General features: G+C 50.6%; 15 protein-coding genes. 8 read left to right on the plus strand and 7 right to left on the minus strand.

Translation table 11 applies throughout. From position 1 onward, the window contains the following. Positions 1 to 87: 87 nt before the first annotated feature. The gene (locus KQI79_RS01735) at positions 88 to 1,056 is read right to left on the minus strand and encodes an RNA polymerase sigma factor (RefSeq protein ID WP_216536488.1); all 969 of its coding nucleotides are present in this window, start codon (positions 1,054 to 1,056) and stop codon (positions 88 to 90) included. 243 nt (positions 1,057 to 1,299) lie between these two features. Here KQI79_RS01735 and KQI79_RS01740 point away from each other — a divergent pair, with 243 nt between their 5' ends. Beyond that, the gene (locus tag KQI79_RS01740) at positions 1,300 to 1,581 is read left to right on the plus strand and encodes a hypothetical protein (protein ID WP_216536489.1); all 282 of its coding nucleotides are present in this window, start codon (positions 1,300 to 1,302) and stop codon (positions 1,579 to 1,581) included. A gap of 369 nt (positions 1,582 to 1,950) precedes the next feature. On the opposite strand, the gene KQI79_RS01745 is transcribed toward KQI79_RS01740, so the two are convergent. Genes KQI79_RS01745 through KQI79_RS01765 form a run of 5 tightly spaced genes read right to left on the minus strand, consistent with a single transcriptional unit; the run spans position 1,951 to position 7,578 of the window. Beyond that, positions 1,951 to 2,916, minus strand: a complete 966-nt coding sequence (locus KQI79_RS01745) for an ABC transporter permease (protein WP_216536490.1) — start codon at positions 2,914 to 2,916, stop codon at positions 1,951 to 1,953. 1 nt (position 2,917) lies between these two features. Further along, entirely contained in the window at positions 2,918 to 3,994 is a 1,077-nt protein-coding gene (locus KQI79_RS01750; protein ID WP_216536491.1) for an ABC transporter permease, read from the minus strand. Positions 3,995 to 3,998: 4 nt separating this feature from the next. Next, the gene (locus KQI79_RS01755; RefSeq protein ID WP_216536492.1) at positions 3,999 to 5,528 is read right to left on the minus strand and encodes an ABC transporter ATP-binding protein; all 1,530 of its coding nucleotides are present in this window, start codon (positions 5,526 to 5,528) and stop codon (positions 3,999 to 4,001) included. A gap of 11 nt (positions 5,529 to 5,539) precedes the next feature. Beyond that, positions 5,540 to 6,463, minus strand: a complete 924-nt coding sequence (locus tag KQI79_RS01760; RefSeq protein WP_216536493.1) for a pseudouridine-5'-phosphate glycosidase — start codon at positions 6,461 to 6,463, stop codon at positions 5,540 to 5,542. Continuing rightward, positions 6,460 to 7,578 (minus strand): carbohydrate kinase, encoded by a 1,119-nt coding sequence (locus tag KQI79_RS01765; protein WP_216536494.1) that lies wholly within the window; start codon positions 7,576 to 7,578, stop codon positions 6,460 to 6,462. Before KQI79_RS01765 ends, KQI79_RS01760 begins: the two co-directional genes overlap by 4 nt. Before the next feature lie 219 nt (positions 7,579 to 7,797). Here KQI79_RS01765 and KQI79_RS01770 point away from each other — a divergent pair, with 219 nt between their 5' ends. The 5 genes from KQI79_RS01770 (at position 7,798) to KQI79_RS01790 (ending at position 14,951) form a co-directional block, all read left to right on the plus strand. Continuing rightward, entirely contained in the window at positions 7,798 to 8,829 is a 1,032-nt protein-coding gene (locus tag KQI79_RS01770) for a BMP family lipoprotein (RefSeq protein WP_216536495.1), read from the plus strand. A gap of 225 nt (positions 8,830 to 9,054) precedes the next feature. Then, positions 9,055 to 9,414 (plus strand): BlaI/MecI/CopY family transcriptional regulator, encoded by a 360-nt coding sequence (locus KQI79_RS01775; protein ID WP_216536496.1) that lies wholly within the window; start codon positions 9,055 to 9,057, stop codon positions 9,412 to 9,414. A gap of 10 nt (positions 9,415 to 9,424) precedes the next feature. Continuing rightward, a complete protein-coding gene (locus tag KQI79_RS01780; RefSeq protein ID WP_216536497.1) occupies positions 9,425 to 10,816 on the plus strand; it encodes a M56 family metallopeptidase in 1,392 nt (463 codons plus the stop codon). Between the two features lie 37 nt (positions 10,817 to 10,853). Continuing rightward, positions 10,854 to 12,224: an ABC transporter substrate-binding protein gene (locus KQI79_RS01785; protein ID WP_216536498.1), complete on the plus strand. Its 1,371-nt coding sequence runs from the start codon at positions 10,854 to 10,856 to the stop codon at positions 12,222 to 12,224. A 135-nt stretch (positions 12,225 to 12,359) separates the two neighbouring features. Beyond that, positions 12,360 to 14,951: an outer membrane protein assembly factor BamB family protein gene (locus KQI79_RS01790; protein WP_216536499.1), complete on the plus strand. Its 2,592-nt coding sequence runs from the start codon at positions 12,360 to 12,362 to the stop codon at positions 14,949 to 14,951. A gap of 913 nt (positions 14,952 to 15,864) precedes the next feature. Here KQI79_RS01790 and KQI79_RS01795 read toward each other — a convergent pair. Next, positions 15,865 to 16,596, minus strand: coding sequence for a DUF4352 domain-containing protein (locus tag KQI79_RS01795; protein ID WP_230192098.1), 732 nt, complete (start codon positions 16,594 to 16,596; stop codon positions 15,865 to 15,867). A 184-nt stretch (positions 16,597 to 16,780) separates the two neighbouring features. Between KQI79_RS01795 and KQI79_RS01800 the strand changes: the two genes are divergently transcribed. Both KQI79_RS01800 and cyoA read left to right on the plus strand, forming a co-directional pair. Next, the gene (locus tag KQI79_RS01800; protein ID WP_216536501.1) at positions 16,781 to 17,335 is read left to right on the plus strand and encodes a DJ-1/PfpI family protein; all 555 of its coding nucleotides are present in this window, start codon (positions 16,781 to 16,783) and stop codon (positions 17,333 to 17,335) included. 852 nt (positions 17,336 to 18,187) lie between these two features. Continuing rightward, on the plus strand, positions 18,188 to 19,156 hold the full coding sequence (gene cyoA / locus KQI79_RS01805; RefSeq protein ID WP_216536521.1) for a ubiquinol oxidase subunit II: 969 nt from the start codon (positions 18,188 to 18,190) through the stop codon (positions 19,154 to 19,156).

Here is a 19,156-nt window from a genome sequence, read left to right on the forward strand (position 1 = left end):
CGAGGTCACCATCCCTTTCATTTCATTATAAACATATGTTTATATAAAATAAAAACGGTACATGGCGATCCTGTTGACGAAATTTCTTCACCAGCCTCTCTCGTGAAGCTTAACATCCAATTCTTTGGCCGCTTCCAGCAATAAATCTTCGCAGAAATAATATTCCTTTTTATAAACGATAGAGCAGTCTAGCGTTTCCAAATAAATTACGCTCTTTAACTGCCACCCTTGGTTCGTATCGATCAAGACGATCACAACCGGGCGATCCCATAGCATCCGAAAGAAAGCCTTTAATGCTCCGGACCAATGCAAAAACGTATCGCGGACGGAGTATTTCTTGATCGTTTCCCTGCCGAATTCCTGTCCGACGTGAACGATATCGTTATAGGCGTATTCGCTGAATAGTGCGGCCATCGCTTCCGGATCGCGCTTATGGAACGCGTCGATAATCGAATCGATTACTTTCCGGTCCGGCATCGGATATTCTCTTTCCAAGACGCTTCGGCTTTCCCTGTTCTTTTCATCGTTTGTTTGCATGGATCGCAAGTTTTTTCTTGCCCGGTGCAGCAAGGATTTCATCGCTCCTTCCGTCGTTGCAAGCATATCCGCCGTTTCCTTAGCGGTAAAATGAAACACCTCCGCCAATAAAATAGCCGCGGCTTGTTTGGGGGACAATCTATGTACCAATAACTCGATCGATTCGTAAATTTCAAAATCCGATATATGTCCGGAGCGATTGGAATCATCCCATTCTTCATCATAGGATGACAACTCGAATCGGTTGTCTCTGCGGCACTGATTGATCCACGTATTTGTCGCGATGCGAAACAGATAGCTCTTCGGAAATACCGGCTGCCAAATCTGACCTAACGAGGCCAACGCTTTGAGCAGCGTTTCTTGAACCAAATCTTCCGCATCCCATGGCGAACCGGTTAATTTGCGGCAATACCTCCACAGATCCGACCGATAAGGCGCAACCGTCTCTAGAAATCTCTTTTTTAAATTCCACGCTTCTTGTTCCAAACTTTGAAGATCCGCTTCCGTATGCTGTTCCATTCGTATTCCTCCTCGTATAGTCTCTATTATATTAGACAATGAAGCGGTTCGATTCGATGCGGGGGGCGTAAAATTTTTTCGATCGATTCCATGCGGGCCCATTCCGGAAACATGATTAGACTAATGCCTGCGTATAATTTTGACCGTTTTTTGATCAAATTTCGAAAATTGTATGAACAAATTCGGATACATGTGGTATAGTATAGATAAGTAAGCACTTACAACAGTACGGGAGTGTTCGAGATGACGACAAAGACAGTATCCGTAAGCGGAGTGAAAGGCGGCAATGAAGGAAGCGCCCGGAGTTTGGTCAAAGCGATGACTTGGATGGCTTGGGCCGTATTCGGCATAGGCTTGCTGCTATGCCTGTTCAATTTATATCATTTCAGCGATCAAAATACGGGCCTGATGGTCGGCCTCGGATTTCTGGTCGGCAGCGTTCATATTTACGTCATCGGCACGGCGATGGGGCTGGTGCACGAACGGATGAATCGAGATCGAGAGAACGAGCGAAGCGAATCGTAAGACGGAAGGGCGCGTACGGCGAGCCGTATAAGTCTCGTCTAGCATATCGTCCCTTGGCCGCATGATGGCCAGGGGGCGATTTTTGTTTGTTCTAAGCCGCTTGATCGCGAGAAACGGGAAAGCGACTGCGGTAAGCGATTTGGCGGATACAGCTTCCGTTAAATTGGCTAGATGAGCGTTTTTTCGATGATTGGCGGACACACGATCCGCAATTTGACCCGGAACAGGCCCGAAAAGACGATTTGTCACAGATAACGGAAGCTCTGTCCTCCAGCATGCGGAAAAAGGGGCTTTTTCGCCAAATAAGGGATCCACTGTCCGCTATAAAAACTGCCCAGAGAATTGCGATCTCCAGGCAGCGCCGCTAACTTAACGTTTGTTCGGGTCGTAAGGCTCGCCGAGCGCAGCGGGCGGATAAGCGCGGCCGATCGCCCCGACCAAGATGAGAATCGTTAAAATATAAGGAAGCATATAGATAAACTCCCGCGGGATATCGTTCGCCCACGGATACAACTGCACAATATTCCCGAGCGCCTGCGAAAATCCGAAGAACAGCGTAGCCACCAACGCTCCGAACGGATTCCACTTGCCGAAAATCATGGCCGCGAGCGCAATATATCCTTGCCCGGTAATCGTATTATGGGAGAAATTGCTGGTCGTCGTCAACACGATCGTCGCTCCTCCGAGTCCCGCCAGAGCGCCGCTTAACATGACGGCCATATACCGCATACGAGACACTTTGACGCCGACGGTATCCGCCGCGCTGGGGTGCTCGCCGACGGCCCGCAAGCGCAGACCGAACGGAGTTTTAAACAATACGTAATAGATTGCAACGACAAGAATGAGTGCCAGAAAAGTGGTCGGATAGGCGACGAATATTCCGTTTCCGATAATCGGGAGCGAGGAAAGGAAAGGAATTTCGATTTTGCCGAATACCACCTTCAATGTGTCTGTCGTTCCCGATCCGTCGAACAACAGCTTGACCAAATAGACGGCCAATCCCGCCGCCAAAAAGTTTACGACCACGCCGCTAACGATTTGATTCGCCTTGAATGAAACGGAGGCGACCGCATGGATGCACGAGAATGCCGCGGAAGCGATCATGGCGGCGATCATGCCGATCCAGAGGGAACTCGCCCCCATTCCGAGCTTTGTTTGCATATAAAAGGCGGTTATCGCCGCGGTAAAAGCCCCGATCGTCATAAGTCCTTCCAAACCGATATTGATGACTCCGGATTTCTCGGAAACGATTCCGCCCATGGAAGTAAAGATTAACGCGGTGGCGTATACAAGGGTAATGTTGATAATGTTACCGATGACGTCCATTGCATCCATCTTACATCACCTTCTTCCCGGTACCTTTTGGATAAAACCGTTTCAGAACGAAACGTATCATGCCTTGCGTAGCGACGAAGAAAATAATCGAACCGATCACGACGCGAATAATTTCAGGAGGCGCATCCGTTCCGAAACTCATCCCCGCCGCTCCGTACGTGAGCGATCCGAGCAGGAAGGCGGCGAGGACGACGCCAATCGGATTGCTCATGCCGAGCAGCGCTACCGCGATGCCGTCAATGCCGTAACCGGGGAAGGCGGTCGCGACGGGCTGATAATGAAATACGCCGAGAACCTCGAACGCTCCCGCCAAACCGGCGAACATGCCGCTAAGGAACATAGCGCTCACGATGCTTTTGCTAATATTCATGCCGGCATATTTGGCTGCTTCGGCATTATGGCCGATCGCCCGAAATTCGTAGCCTTGCTTCATTTTCCACATCACCAAGTAATAGATCAGGACGCATCCGAACGACAGCAGCATGCCCCAGTGGATGCGCGCGTTATCGAACAAAGGGAGCAGAGGGGCGATCGTAACGGATGCGGAGTCATGGATCGTTTGCGAACGTTGCTGGCCTGCTTCGATTAGGAACGCTCCGATCAAATAGTTGGCAAGGAACATGGCGATCCAGTTCAACATGATCGTCGTAATGACTTCGTTAACCCCGCGCTTCGCTTTAAAAAACCCGGCAATGGCCGCCCACAGGCCGCCGAACAGCGCTCCGGCGATTACGGCAAGGGGAGCGTGGATGAACCATGGAAGCGACAGCTTGATTCCTACGATCGTTGCCCCCGTCATGCCCATAATAAATTGCCCTTCGCCGCCTACATTGAACAGTCCGGACCGGAACGCGAAGGCGACGGCCAGACCGGTAAGAATAAGCGGGCTGATCTGCCGCAAAGTTTCGCCCAAATCATACATATTGCCGAACACTTTGGCGAACAGGTAAGAATAGGCGACGATCGGATTGTATCCGCCCATCAGCATAATGACCGCGCCGCAGAGCAAACCTAGAAAAATAGAAACGAATGAAATAATAAGCGAGTCTCCTTGCAACCATGTCGCCAATTTGCGCATCGTATCACCTCGATTTTGAACGTTTATCGCTTCCCGCCATCATCAGGCCCAGTTCCTGATGATTCGTTTCATGCGGATATACCTCGCCTATGATTCGACCTTCGTAAATGACCGCAATCCGGTCCGCCACGTTCAGAATTTCGTCCAGCTCGAAGGACACGAGAAGCACGGCTTTTCCGCGGTCGCGATGAGCGATCAGCTGTTTATGCACAAATTCGATCGCCCCGATATCCAAGCCTCGAATCGGCTGAGCGGCGATGAGCAGATCCGGATTTTTGTCGATCTCTCTGGCAATAATCGCCTTCTGCTGATTGCCTCCGGACAGTGCGCGGGCGGGAGTGTGGATGTCAGGCGTTCTAACGTCGAATTCGGCAATTAACGTCTCCGCCTTGCGGTCGATCGCTTTATAATTGAGCAGCCCCCGTTTTTGGAATTCGGGATGAAAATACGTTTGCAGCACCATATTTTCACTCATCGTAAAATCCAACACAAGACCGTGCTTATGGCGATCCTCCGGAATATGCGACAGCCCCGCTTCCGATATTTGGCGCGGCGTTAAGGAAGTCAGTTCTTGGCCGTTCAGGCGAATGCTCCCGCTATCGGCTTTTCTTAGCCCGGATATCGCTTCGATCAGTTCCGTCTGTCCATTGCCGTCGACCCCGGCGATTCCGACAATTTCGCCCGCCCGAATCTCGAAGGAGATTTCATTCAGCGCTTGGACGCCGTCCTTATTGCGGCTGACAAGCTTGTCGACTTTCAGGACGACCGGGCCGGGCTTTGCAGGCTGTTTCTCCACGCTGAAATTGACGCTTCGCCCGACCATTTTCTCGGCGAGCTCATCCGGGTTCGTCCCGGATACGGGGCAAGTATCGATTGCTTTGCCGCGCCTGATAACGGTCACCGTGTCGGCGATTTGCATAATTTCCTTCAATTTATGGGTAATCAATATAATCGATTTGCCTTCGGCAACCAAACGTTTCATAATGTCCAGCAGTTCGGAAATTTCTTGCGGGGTAAGAACCGCCGTCGGTTCGTCGAAAATAAGAATGTTCGCGCCGCGGTAAAGCGTTTTCAAAATCTCCACTCTTTGCTGCATGCCAACCGATATTTCCGCGATTTTCGCTTGGGGATCGACATGCAATCCGTATTGTTCCGACAAGGCCTGCACTTTACGGACGGCCGAACGGGTATCGATGCGCCCGCCGCGCTTCGGCTCCATGCCGAGAATAATATTCTCGGCGACCGTAAAAGGGCTGACGAGCTTGAAATGCTGGTGCACCATCCCGATTCCGTACCCGATCGCTTCGTTTGGCCCGTTGATGGCGACTTCTTTTCCATCGATCTCAATGCTGCCTTCGTCCGGTTGATACAGTCCGAAGAGAATATTCATTAGCGTGGATTTGCCCGCTCCGTTCTCGCCGAGCAAGGCGTGAACGCTTCCCTTCTCCAGCTTGAAATCGATCGAATCGTTCGCGACGATGCCGGGGAAACGTTTTGTAATCTTTTTCAACTCCACTGCGGCATTTGGCGCCATTGTCATCTCACCTACCTGTTGTTTTGCAGATGTTGATAGGCGACGGCGATTTGCGCGCCTACTTTTGCATTTTCTCTAACCAGCGCAATATTCGTCTCCAGACTCCGGCCTTTCGTATGATGATTGATGCGCTTCAGCAGATACGGCGTCACTTCTTTCCCGGCGATGCCTTCGGCGTTCGCTTCTTCCACCGCTTGCTTAATAATTTCGTCGATTTCGGCGAACGGAATTTCGTCCTGCTCCGGTACGGGGTTCGCGACAAGAATTCCGCCGTTCAGGCCGATACTCCATTTCGCGTCCATCATCGCCGCGACTTCCTCCGGGGTGTCCAGCCGGAAATTGGCTTTCAATCCGCTTTGGCGGGAATAGAACGAGGCGAAATAATCCGATTGGTATCCGACGACCGGCACGCCTAACGTCTCCAACACTTCCAATGTCCGGCCCAGGTCGAGAATCGCTTTGGCGCCGGAACTGACGACCGCGACATTGGTAAGCGACATTTCGGTCAAATCGACGGAAACGTCCCATGTCACTTCGCCGTGGCGATGTACGCCGCCCAATCCTCCCGTGGCGAATACTCGGATGCCTGCCAGTCCGGCGGCGATCATCGTGCCGGAAATGGTGGTGGCCCCCAACTTCTTCTGCCCGAGCACATAAGGGAAATCGCGCCGGCCCGCCTTCAACACCGAGCCTTCCGTGGCGAACTCCTCGATTTCCGCTTTACTTAAGCCTACCTTGATTTTCCCTTCCTTCAGGCCGATCGTTGCGGGAACGGCGCCATGCCGGCGAATAATTTCCTCCATCTCCAATGCCATTTGAATATTGTACGGATGCGGGAATCCGAAAGAGATAATCGTCGTTTCGAGGGCGACGACAGGAAGCTTTTGCTCCAGAGCCGATTGCACTTCTTCGGATATCGTTATATAAGATTTCATTGCGTTAGGACCTCCTCATCGTTATGTTCGTTTAATAGGGAATACAATAGATTCGGCTGCAGCTTGGGCGAAACGGATTGATCGCTTTGCAAAGCGATTGAGGAAGCGGCCAGGCCTAATTGGCAGGCGCGATGCATGCTTTCCTCCCGGACGATGCCGAATAAATACCCTGCCGTAAAGGCGTCGCCCGCACCCGTAACGTCTACGACTTCGGTTGAAAAAGTGGGCAAGAACCGTTCCTCTTCCTCGGAAGAATAGAACAATCCTTGGTCGCCCATCGTAATGATGACGTTGCGCACTCCTTTGTCTTTTATTTTGCGGGCGGCTATGCGGCAATCTTCCGCCCTCTCGATCACCATGCCCGCCAAAAATCCGGCTTCGTGGCGATTCGGAAATATGCAGTGAACGCCGTCGAGCCTTTGCGGAAGCTTCTGCGCATCCGGCAGCGATACCGGATCGACATAGAGCGGGATATTCTCGTCCCTGCAACGTTCGATGACATAAGAGAGACTCTCCGCCGATACGTTGGAATCGAGGAAGACGGCTTGCGAGGAGGCGACCGCCGACCAGCGCTCCGCCAACATCGAACTCGTTAACCGGTCCAATACATTGTAATTGGCGATGGCAATGAACATTTCCCCCGTCGTGTCCAGCAATGTCGTGTACGTGCCGGTTCTTTCGTCCGGCAGCACATTGACTTGGCTGACATCGACGCCGGCGCGCCGCGTTTCGTCCAGGAGCAGCTCTCCTTCCCGGTCGTTGCCGACGCAAGATACCAACGTCGCGTGAAGGCCGAGCCGGGCCAAATTTTCCGCGACATTCCGCGCCACGCCTCCGCATGATTCGCTGAATTCGACCGGATTGGCCGTGCCTGTAATCATTTTTTGCTTGCTGTAGGCTTTCCGGTCGAAATTGGACGTGCCGATACAAGTGATGACCGTATCTTCGCGCAATACGTACGCCCGCCCTTTAATCACTCCTTTCTTGGTCAGGTTGGAAATATACCCCGCGATCGCCGGACGGGATAAACCGAGTTTATCCGCTAATTCCTGTTGCGATATATAAGGATTCAGCCTGATGTAATCTAAAATCTGTTTGTCCTTATCTTTGTCCAATGTTTGTCACCATCCTTTTTCACATCATTATAAACATATGTTTGTTGTAAAAACAATAGTAAATTTTTTATTTGCAACTTGCCGCTTATTTCCGCTTCCTTCGTTTTGGAACATTTTTTTAGTATTGATAGTTCGGTTTGCATATGCTATAAATAAACATAAGTTTAATAAACAAACATTTATTTGTTAAACTATTATTGATTAAAGGGAGGAATTCTGTTGAAAAGGTTATCTTGGGTGTCGGTCGTTTTCATGCTTTTCGTATCAATGATTGTTAGCGCTTGCAATTCGGGCAAAAGCGCCGGCGGTACCGAACAGAACGAAGGGAACGCGGGTCAACAATCGGTCCGAATCGGCTTGGTAACGGATATCGGAGGGGTGAACGACAAGGCGTTCAGCCAAACCGCTTGGGAAGCTTTGGAGCAGATCAAAAAAGACAAAGGCGCGGATATTAAATATTTGCAGAGTAAAACCGACGCCGATTTCGTTCCGAATTTGAGCCAATTTGTAAAGAACGGTTACGACCTGACATGGGGGACGGGATTCGTCATGGTGGAGGCGGTTCAGAAGGTGGCTCGGGACAACCCGAACGCGAAGCTGGCCATTGTGGATAATGAAGTGGACGAACCGAATGTGAAGTCGGTCTTGTTCAAGGAGCATGAAGGATCCTTTCTTGTCGGCGTCATTGCGGGATTAATGACCGAATCGGACAAAGTCGGTTTCGTCGGGGGAATGAAAATTCCGGTTATCGCCAAATTCGAAGCCGGTTTTAAAGCGGGAGTGAAGGCGGTCAATCCGGACGCGGAAATTATCGTCAACTATACCGGCGCGTTCGATAAGCCGGATCTCGGCAAAGCGGCGGCGGCGACCATTTATAACGCGGGGGCCGATATTATCTTCCACGCTTCGAGCGGCACCGGCGCGGGTGTGTTCAACGAAGCGTCGGACCGGTTGAAACAAGGAAAGCGAGTATGGGTCATCGGCGTAGATAGAGACCAGTCCTTGGAGTACGGCGACGACGTTACATTGACGTCCATGATGAAACGGGTGGATGAAGCCGTATACCGCGTCTCCGAAGAGCTGATCGACGGAACGTTCGAAGGCGGAACTACGCTCGAACTGGGGCTGAAAGAGAACGGGGTCGGCATTGCCGACACCTCTTCGAAAAACGTGCCCGAGGACGTTCTGAAACAAGTCGAAGAATATAAAGAGAAGATTGTGAACGGAGAAATTGAAGTGCCGATGGAATAGGCAAGCTTGCAGGACGAAACGATAAAAAGTCCGAACCTCGCGCCGTCGATCACCCGCAAAGGTAAGCCCGGGAGATCGGCGGCTTTTTTTGTTTTCGACACAACTCTAGGTTCGGTAATCCCCAATTTTTGATTAACTACTATAATCGTCATTGACAAGGTGTGACTACTGCGATAGTATTGATGCATGATAACTATTGCAATAGTCACGCAAGGAGAGAATAACATGGAAATTAAATTGTTTGATTCGGAATTAAAAGTGATGGAAGCATTATGGAGAGAGGGGGATTTGTCGGCCGGGCAGCTTGCCAAGCTTTTGAAAGAAGAAACGGGCTGGAATCGAAATACGACTTATACGGTGATTAAAAAACTAATCGAAAAAAATGCAATCGAACGAGTGGAGCCGAATTTCGTATGCAAGGCGCTAGTGTCCAAGGAGCAAGTACAGGAACAGGAAACGATGGGTTTGATCAACAAAATGTTCGACGGTTCTGCCGAGCTGTTCTTTTCTTCCTTTATTAACGAGAAAAATTTGACTAAAGCGGAGATCGACAAGTTAAAGCAAATTGTTGAGCGCCTAAAGTGAGGGATTTGTGATGATGATTCTCCAAATGAGCATTTCGGCAGGAGCCTTGATAGCCTTCATTGCAATAGTAAGAGCGCTTGCGATCGATAAGCTGCCCAAAACAACATTTGTGATCCTATGGGGCATTGCGGTATGTCGGCTGATCCTTCCTGTTTCCATTCCGATACCCGCATTACCCCTATGGACCGTATCCGATTGGATCGGCAGCGCAGCATCGTTTCTTCCTTCTCCGGCTGCCGATATCTCAACTCTCGCCAACGGGCAATCTATGGAAGGCGTTCCCGGTTTGGCCCATTCATACGCAGGTGGTACCGCTACGTCGGATCGAAGCGAATTCATCGCTCCGATCGTTGTCGTTTGGCTTGCGGGAACGATACTGCTGTCCGTTTATTGTATAGCCGCTTTTTATAGAAGCTACAGGGAGATTCGAACGGCTTTGCCGCTTCGGCATCATCCCTTCATAGAGGAGTGGCTGCGCGGACATAAAACCGTTCGCCCCATCCGAATACTGGTTTCCGATCGAATCACGACCCCGATCGCCTGCGGCTTGTTGAAACCGAGAATTATTTTGCCGAAGGCGTTGGATCTAAGCGATGAGGGGCTATTGAAACAGGTTCTTACTCACGAATTGACGCATATCAAGCATTTCGATGTGGTATGGAAGACCGTATCGGCACTGGCGCTTTGTATCCATTGGTTCAATCCGCTAGTCTGGCTCTTGTATATGCTCTTGAACAGAGATTTGGAACTGGCCTGCGACGAAAAGGTGTTACAGAAGCTCGGCGATGACAAGAAGGCGGATTATGCATTGTCTTTGATCGCTATGGCGGAGCGGAATTCAAAGTTTGCCCCATTGTATAACGGATTCGGTAAAAATGCCGTCCAAGAAAGAATCGTATCCATTATGAAATTTAGAAAAGCATCGGTCGCAACGATCGTTTTGTCCGTGGCGTTGACCCTGGGAGCCGTTTCGGTCTTCGCGGCCGGCACTGCAGAAGACATGCAGGCGACTGCCGTTACGGTATTTACGCCAGGTACGGCAGACGACGTTCAAGCGACTGTCGGCTCCAACTATACGTTTGCATTCGAGCAGGGCGACGGCCCGGGTGCAAGCGATGAATCGTTAGACGTCTATACGGATTACGGAATCGAGTACGATCCAAAGACACAGCGCTATTTATGGGACAACAAAGCGATCAGGTTATTGATTGACGGGAATGCGGCTGCGAAAAGGGAAACCGATACTCTTTATTTCGACGCAAGAGGCGCGGTTGACGTGCAAGTGATCAGAAACGGCAGCAACCAAATCGAGAAGATCGTGTCAATAAGCGATCAAGAGCTGGTGAAATTCATCGATACATACGGCTTTCACATTGCCGGCGGCAATATAGTTTTTCGGTAAAAAACGTTCTTCCTCACTTCAGCCTTTGGAGGTCGCAATGAGAGTCAAACAAATATATAAGATGTTCGTTATCGCGCTTTGTATTGCGCTTGGGGGATGTACGCTCGTCAAGCCGGAAAAGTCCGCTGAGCCTCGGCGTCTCAAAATTATGTATTATAGCGAGGACTATTTTTATCAGGAATACGGCGATTTATTCTCTACGAAATACCCCAATATTGAAGTGCAGGTCGTAGACTATCGCGGTATTGATTATGAATCGGAAAAAGACGGCATCAAGGCGGAGACCAACTTTATCAATAAGGAGCAGCCGGATGTTGTGCTGCTCAGCGCGGAGCAATACGAACTATATGCCGCGGACGGGATGCTGTTGGAACTGGATTCTTTCATTCGCAAAGAAAACTACGACATCGACGGCATTTATCCTACCATCATCGATTTGTTGAAAGAAAAGGGCGGTGGCAAACTGTACGGGCTCAGTCCGAGGTTTTACGGCAACGCGCTGTTCTATAACGCGGATTTGTTCGCCAAGTATGGAGTCGAATTGCCGCATGACAAAATGACCTGGCAGGAAATACTCGAATTGGCGCGGCGTTTTCCGGCGGATGGCGACGAGAAGGAGCGGGTGTACGGGTTCGGACTGCAAGGTTCCGTGACCTCCGATCGTCTTCTAGATACTTTAGCAAGCAGTATCGCTTATACCCAAGGACTGACCACTGTCAATCCCGGTACGTTGAAAGTGACGGCAAACACCGATTCATGGAGAAACGTTTGGAAGATGGCTTTGGAAGCGGCGAATTCCGGGGCAATTTACAGCCCGAAAGAGGACTTTTGGGGCGGTTCTTTAGAGGAGTATTATCTGCATAAGCCGTTTTTGATGGGACGGATGGCGATGACCGTGGACGATTCTTATTTGCTTCAAAATATAAAGCAGGTAAAAGAACGAATCAAGGCTTTTAAACCTTTTCAACTGGGGATTGCGGCAGGTCCGGTAGACCCGTTCGAGCCGGATTCGTCAAGAGATATTCAGTTGCAGGAAATATTTGCGATTCGGGCCGGTTCGCCGAATTCGGATGCCGCTTGGGAGTTTATTAAATATGTCAACGGGGTCGAATATGCTAAGATCAAATCACGAACGATGAACGGTAACCTGCTCTCCAGAATGGGTTCTTACAAAGAAGAATATGCGGAGAACGGACTGGAGGCCTTCTATGCGCTTAAACCCAAGACCGTGAGTAACGGCCGCGAAAGCGATATCCCCAATGAATTTTATCCGCTCTTTGAGGAACTGACGAAACGGGAAATTCAGCGGGTGCAAGCCAAAGAGACGACTTTGGACGAGGCGCTGGACAGGATTCAGGCGGAGGGCCAGACGGTATTGGACCGGATTGTGAAGGCTGATCAATCGTAATGCAAGCGGCGGCTCATTTCAGCGCTGGATCCGGAAAAGAAAGTTCGGAAGGAAGCGTAACAATCCATTCTCCACTCTCGTCATATAATTAGAAACGAATGAAAAAAATATACAATGAAAGACGGAGAGAATGACATGAAAACGAGATGGGTGAAATCCATATATTTTGCGGCGGTGCTCGCGTTGGCAGCGGGCTGCGCGGCGGCGAAAGACGGAGGCGATTCTTCGCGGAAGCCTTTCGAATCCGGCGGCCCGACGTCTGCGAATCTCGTGGAAGTATCGACCGAACAGCTGAAGGAGAAGGGATCGCTTGTCCCGAAGGGCGACCGGTCATCCGGTTTGCCGGACACGAGGCAAATTCAAATCGGCATGAGCAAAGAACAATTGGTGCGAGTGCTGGAATCGCCCGACTATGAATTCCAAAAATCCCGTTATGAGGGCGGGGAGTTGATCACGCGGGAGTATTGGCGGTACGATGTTGCCGATTCCTCGTACCAGTTTACGCCCCTTGCTGACAGGAACGGATATACGGTGGACGTCGATTTCGACGGACTGCGCAGCGGCGCGGTTCGCGAGCAGCTTATCGTCGAATGGGATCATGACAAAGTATCGCAGTATATTGCGTATGCCCTTAAGGACGGCCGAGTTGTCTCCTCTTATTCCGGCACAGCGGACATTCCGCCCGGCGATTCCGCGGCTAATAGGTTGGCCGAGCGTTACGGAATCGAAATCGGCCAAACTTACCGCTTGCCCTCCGGAACCGATGCAGCTTACGCTTTGCCGCGCGCGGCGGAACGGGAGGCGTTGTTCTATCCGAAACCGGAGCAAGCGTTTTTGGTAACCGCGCTTACCGAACATTACGCCCTCATCGATTTCGAAAGCGACTTCGGCTGGATCCCGATCTGGTATTTGACGCCGGAGACGGAGGAAATGAGCGGTATGCTGCCGCAAGATTTCGCCATGAAGGCGACAACGTCCTTAGCCCTGTACCCGAATGATTCGGTGGAACGCGGCGTCGCGGAAATCGGACAAAGAGTGCAGGCGATAGCGCGTTACAAAGACTGGTTGAAAGTATATCTGTACCAGGAACAGGCGGAAAATGAGCGGGCGCCGCGGGCAGGGTGGATTCGGGAACGGGACGTCGAGCCTGTAAAATCGGATGCTCGATCGCTCAGTTTTACGAAAGCTGCCGTAAACGCCAATATTCGGCCCGGCGATGCGGCATCGAAGTTCAAGCAAATTTTCGGCGAACCGTCCTTCCGGGAATCGTCCGAAGCCGTCAATATGACGGGAGAACCGCTGCAAACGTTGGACGTTTGGAGATACGAAACCGATGCTTGGCAAATGGCCGTGACCTGGTCGAAGGATAAAACCGTTCGCGGGATTGAGTTTGCCTATCCGGAAGGCGAGACCGGGTATTTGAGCGTAGTTGAGATGGATGGAGAAAGCGGCCGCCTTTCCCATATATTAAGAAAGGAACCGTTCGTACGATCCGTACGGAAAGAGGAAGCGTGGAAGTTTCAAAGCGAACTCGCCTACAATTTCCTTGTCGGCAAAGCTGGCTCAACGCTCCTTGTATTGGCGGATGACGGCGGATACAGCGGCATGCATTACGATAAAAAGCTGTATGGTGTTGACGCGGCGACCGGGGGCAAGCGGTGGACGATCGATGTCAAAAACGAGGAACTCGCCTATTTTATTTCCGAAGACCGCCGGAACGTAGCCGTTTACACCGCATACGGCGACTCGCCCTCGCTGCGGTATATCAGCGCAAACACCGGCAAGACGGTATGGAGCAAGAGATTCAATCGCAATAGCAAGGAATACGAGAATTACCGTCTTGAGTTTTCGAAAGCGAATGGGGTAATCGTCATGCAGAAGAGCGATTGGGAAGGCAAGAGGAGCGGGAAACTGACCGCGTTTGACGAGTCGACCGGCAAGTCGCTATGGACCAAAACGCTCGCGGACAGCGAGAGCCTGATCCTGGATCGGCAGTCGCGCGATAACGTATTGATCGCTTCGAAAAATCGCCTGTCCGCATACGATTCGCGAACCGGGAAGAAAAGATGGGAACTCCCTGAAAACATCGACATGTCCAGGTTCAAATCGGGCCTCTATGAAAATTTCCCTTATTCCGTCGACGAAAGGGATCTAGGCTCGCCTGCTCCGGCGGAACGTTGGCTTCCCGCAAAGGACGAACTGTTGCGAATCGATACGAAAACGGGTAAAGTGACGCATCGTCTCCCTTTAATCGGGGAACAGAGCGTAGAACAAGCAAACGAACGGTATTTCTTACTTATTACCGGTTCGCGAGAGTGGCCGAATGAAACATTCACAACGGCATTGTACGATACCGTCAATTCCGAAATCGTATGGGAACGGGAAGGAAGGGGCGCAGGCGCCATTGTAAAAGAAGATGCGCTGTACCTTGCGCTCGACGGACATCCTGCGGCGCTGCAACTGGCTACGGGACGGACGATTTGGCAATCTCCCCTGACTGACGGCGGTCCGCGCATGATTCTGCGCGGCGACGAGCTGCTAGTGCAGGGATGGAAGCATCTATATACGCTGCGCGCCAAGGATGGAACGGCGCTGAATCGCGTGGCCGGCCAGCGGTTCGGTTATCCCGACCTGCGCGAGAAGCCGGCGGTCGAAGGTTATGTTACGAAGCTTGGCAACGATGTATACGTCGGCTCAGGGAACGGGATGTTCACGAAATTGAAATAGCTTGATCGCAAGATGTCCGTTCGCGGCGGAACCCTTCGGCGGGCGTCTTGCTTTTTTCGAGGAATCCATTCCTATTTCGATCGTTTCGGTTCGAGTAAGCTGCAAGGACCCGTCAGGCGTTTTTTATTTAGCGGTAAATTCTGGAGTAATCTTGTTCTCACGGGGCAAAAAATGAAAACTAACGGTATTTTGCGGAACTGCTTTCGAGCGGACTTGCCCAAAAAGTTGATTCTCAAAAATTAGCGGTAGTTTTCGCCGTTAAAGAGTACATATAGTAGGGAATAGGGGGAAATCGCTCATTGTGTATGAAATTTCGAACTAAATCGACGGATTCGCAGTGTGCGCCGCTCGATTAGTACGATTTTTCGTATACCTTTGCAGAATCATCACTGGCGTTGCATTAACTTTTTTCAGCAATATTGAAACAGCTGTGCGGATTACCGTACTATTCCTTCACATTGGTTCTACCGCCTCGCTCCCAAGTTCGCGGACACAGAAGACGCTGATTGTGACAAAACGCCCAATTTCGGACAGTTCGCGGACATACGATCCTCTATTCGCGGCAAAAGCGTAAAAATAAGCCCTCCGTCGAACGGATAGCGGAACCAATGTCCGCCTAAACCGTGAATAAGCGATTTTGACGCGAAATAACGGCCGTACGGTCCGAATAGCAATTTCTCGATGCAACGCCGGTGACATATAATCGATAGAATTACCAATTAACTCCAAACTTCGGAGCTATGACGAATGGGATACGCTCTTCGCCATGCCGCATGCTGACTTTTATGCCGACTCTTATGCGCCCTTCGCCCGCCAAAGAATAATAAAACCGCAGGAGGGGTGTTCTCCAGCGGTTTTATATGCCATGAAAAGCAAAAGCTCTCTGTAAAGTCGGAGAGGAACCCTTGTTGCCTTACTTAGACGTTCTCAACCAGGCTCCGCCCGTTCCGTCCAGGGATCTGGCGTACGCGATGATCGGATTCGGATCGTCCTTTTTCACATGAAATCCGACCCAACCGGTATGCGACGCGCCGGCATACAATTTCGAGGCGATGCCCGGTTCCGGATCGGCCACGGAAGTACGGTCGTATACCTTGCCGTCTCCCGAGAGCAGATCGAACCTGGCAGGGTTAATCACAATTTGTTCGTCAGCGTTTTTCTTGTTCTTCGTCACGCCGAAGGTTACTTTTGCCAGCAAATACTCGTAGCCTTCCTTCGGCTCTTTATTGAACTCGTTTTGCGAAACGAGCTTCCACGCTTCTTCGCCCCGGATGACTTCATTCACGGTTAACGTTCCTTCATATTCGTATATGCCCGAATCGGAAAAGGAAACCGTCGTACCGATCGGCGCGGCATTGCGCAATGACGTTCCGGCCTTCTCGTTTGCGTTCTCCTTCTCTCCGGCGCCGGCGGCTCCCGTAATCGTAACCGTTTTGGTCTTCGGATCGTAATCGACTTTGGCGCCTAACATTTCCGAAACGGCCCGCAGCGGAACGTAGGTCGAACCGTCGATCGTTTTCACATCGGCTTTGGCGGTCTTGCCGTTCACGATCAGTTTGATGTCTTGCGCCGCAAAGACGCCGGCGGAGAAGGCAACCGCCGCAAAACAAGCTAGCGATGCGATGATGAAAGCTTTTTTCTTCATAATTCCCTCCTGAACATTTTGGTTTACATTCCCTAATTTCGATGCGGAATCGTTTTTTCCTACCGCGAAAAAAAATATTTTTCGTACGACAAATTTCCGCATTTTCCACCTCTTTACAGCGGTTATCCGTTGGTTGACAATAAATGCAGGGCAAAGCCTAAAAAAATGAATTGGAGTTGATTCCATGTCCAAAAAAGTGCTCATCATTACTGGAGACGCCGTAGAAGCTCTTGAAGTGTATTATCCTTATTTTCGCGTATTGGAGGAAGGATACGAAGCCGTCATCGCCTCGCCCAAGAAAAAATTGCTGCAAACGGTGGTGCATGATTTCGAGGGATGGGATACTTATACGGAAAAACAGGGGTACAGGCTGGAATCGCATCTCGCATTCGCGGATGTGGAACCGTCGGATTATGCGGGCCTGATCATTCCGGGAGGCCGGGCGCCGGAATATATTCGGCTCGACGAGCATATTCCGCGCATTCTCGAACATTTCCTGGAATCGAACAAGCCGATCGGGGCGATTTGCCATGCGGCTTTAGTATTTAGCGCCCTCCCGGGGAAAGGTTATTTCGAAGGGCGCACGATGACGGCATATAGCGCATGCAAATTTGACGTTGAAAATATAGGAGCGTCTTATACTTCCGAAACGCTTCATCTTGACGGCAATCTTGTTTCAGGCCATGCTTGGCCGGATTTGCCGGGATTTATGCGGGAATTTTTGAAATTGCTGCGATAGTTTGGCGGATCATCAGGCGCGAAGCTGAAAATAGCAGGTCGTCCCAGAGTCATTTTGGTGGCTTTGGGGCGGCCTTTTTTGCGTTCCCAAATTGTCGCCGCCTGAGCGAATGGGATCGTGCCCAAAGCAAATGGTTGCGGGAGTGCACTGCATTGCCTCCATAAAGGCTGCGGATTCGAGTTCATGGAAGTTGTCATGCGCGATAGTAATATTCCCCATTTTGAAGGCGATCCGCGCGGACCTAGGCGCTAACGAAACTGGCAATCCTTATTGGGCTCAAAATGAAGACATTTCCAATCATACGAAAGTACGTATCGTTATTCATAGGAAATCGGCGGTTTAATCGCTTTTTTTCCCTCATAAGCATGTTTCAGTTTCGTTAGCCTGCCCGAAAGAACGTCAGCCGTTAACGGTATGATGAAATTGGTTTCATTTGCAGGTTTCTGAATCAAAGTCATTGTCAAACTAATCTCTCCCTGCTAGCACGGTTGGTTTCCAAAGACGAACACTGCTTCCTCGTCCCAATCCGTTTTTAAAAAGGGATGCAACGCTAATGGCGGGAAAGGAGAATACCGGCAAAACGTTGAACGTTTTGTGACAGTTTCATGCGGATAAATCGGCGAAATTCCAGCTTGCTCCAGCAAATGCCGAAGATTTGTCATTCCGGTGAATAAAGTATTACGAAAAAAAGGCGGTTTTTTGTCGTAATTGTTAAGTCGGCAGTTAAGAGCTTTTATTTCTGCTATGTTAAGAGTAACAAAATAGCGGTCACGTCTCTCGTCAATGAAATATGTTACGAAGCGCATCCGCAAGAGCAGGTAAGGACAAGGAGATGAAAACTGAGTGAGACCGATGAAGCGAATTTTGATGCCCGTTCTTTTTGCCGTCATGGTTGGCCTCTTATCGGGGTGCAGCGATAAGTTTATCGTGCTCGATCCGAAAGGCCCGATCGGGTCATCGCAAAGGGATTTGATGGTCATTGCTACGATACTGTGCGCGATTGTGATCGTTCCCGTTCTGATCATGACCGTCATTATCGTATGGCGTTATCGCGACAAACCGGGCCGGAAAGCCGCGTACAAACCGAATTGGGAACATAACAACAAGCTTGAATTTACGTGGTGGACCATCCCGATCATCGTCATTATCGCGCTGGCTGCCGTAACGGTAAATTATACTTATGCGTTGGAGCCTTCCAAACAGATCGAATCGGCAAAAGAGGAAATAACGATACAAGTCACGTCGCTCGATTGGAAATGGCTGTTCAAATATCCGGATCAGGACATTGCGACGATCAATTACGCGCAAATTCCGGCTGGAGTTCCGGTGCGGTTCGAACTGACGAGCGAATCGGCGATGAACTCGTTCTGGATTCCGCAGCTCGGCGGCCAAATGTATACGATGTCGGGCATGGCGATGACGCTCTATTTGCAAGCCGATGAAGAAGGCAGCTACTACGGTTCGGGGGCCAACTTCACGGGAAAGGATTTCGCGCAAATGACGTTTAAAGTGAAGGCGACATCGGAAGACGAGTTCGATGCATGGGTGAAGGAAGTAAAAGAAACGTCCCCGCCGTTAACGGAAGAAGCTTACGAGCAGTTATTAGAACCGGGAGTTTCGGATTTGCAGTCGTTCTCCTCGTTCCCGGAAGGCTTGTTCGAGCGGGTCGTAACGAAATACGCTCCGGGCGGATCCCACCATCACGGCGGCACCAATTCGAAAGATCGAGAAAAGCCTGACGACGGGGCAAACGGCGTTATGGAAGAGTCGCAACCGTCGGAGCAAGGCGACAGTACTTCCCAACATCATCATGGGGGATAG

It is taken from the genome of Paenibacillus sp. MSJ-34 (assembly GCF_018918005.1).
In the GTDB taxonomy this organism is placed as follows: domain Bacteria; phylum Bacillota; class Bacilli; order Paenibacillales; family Paenibacillaceae; genus MSJ-34.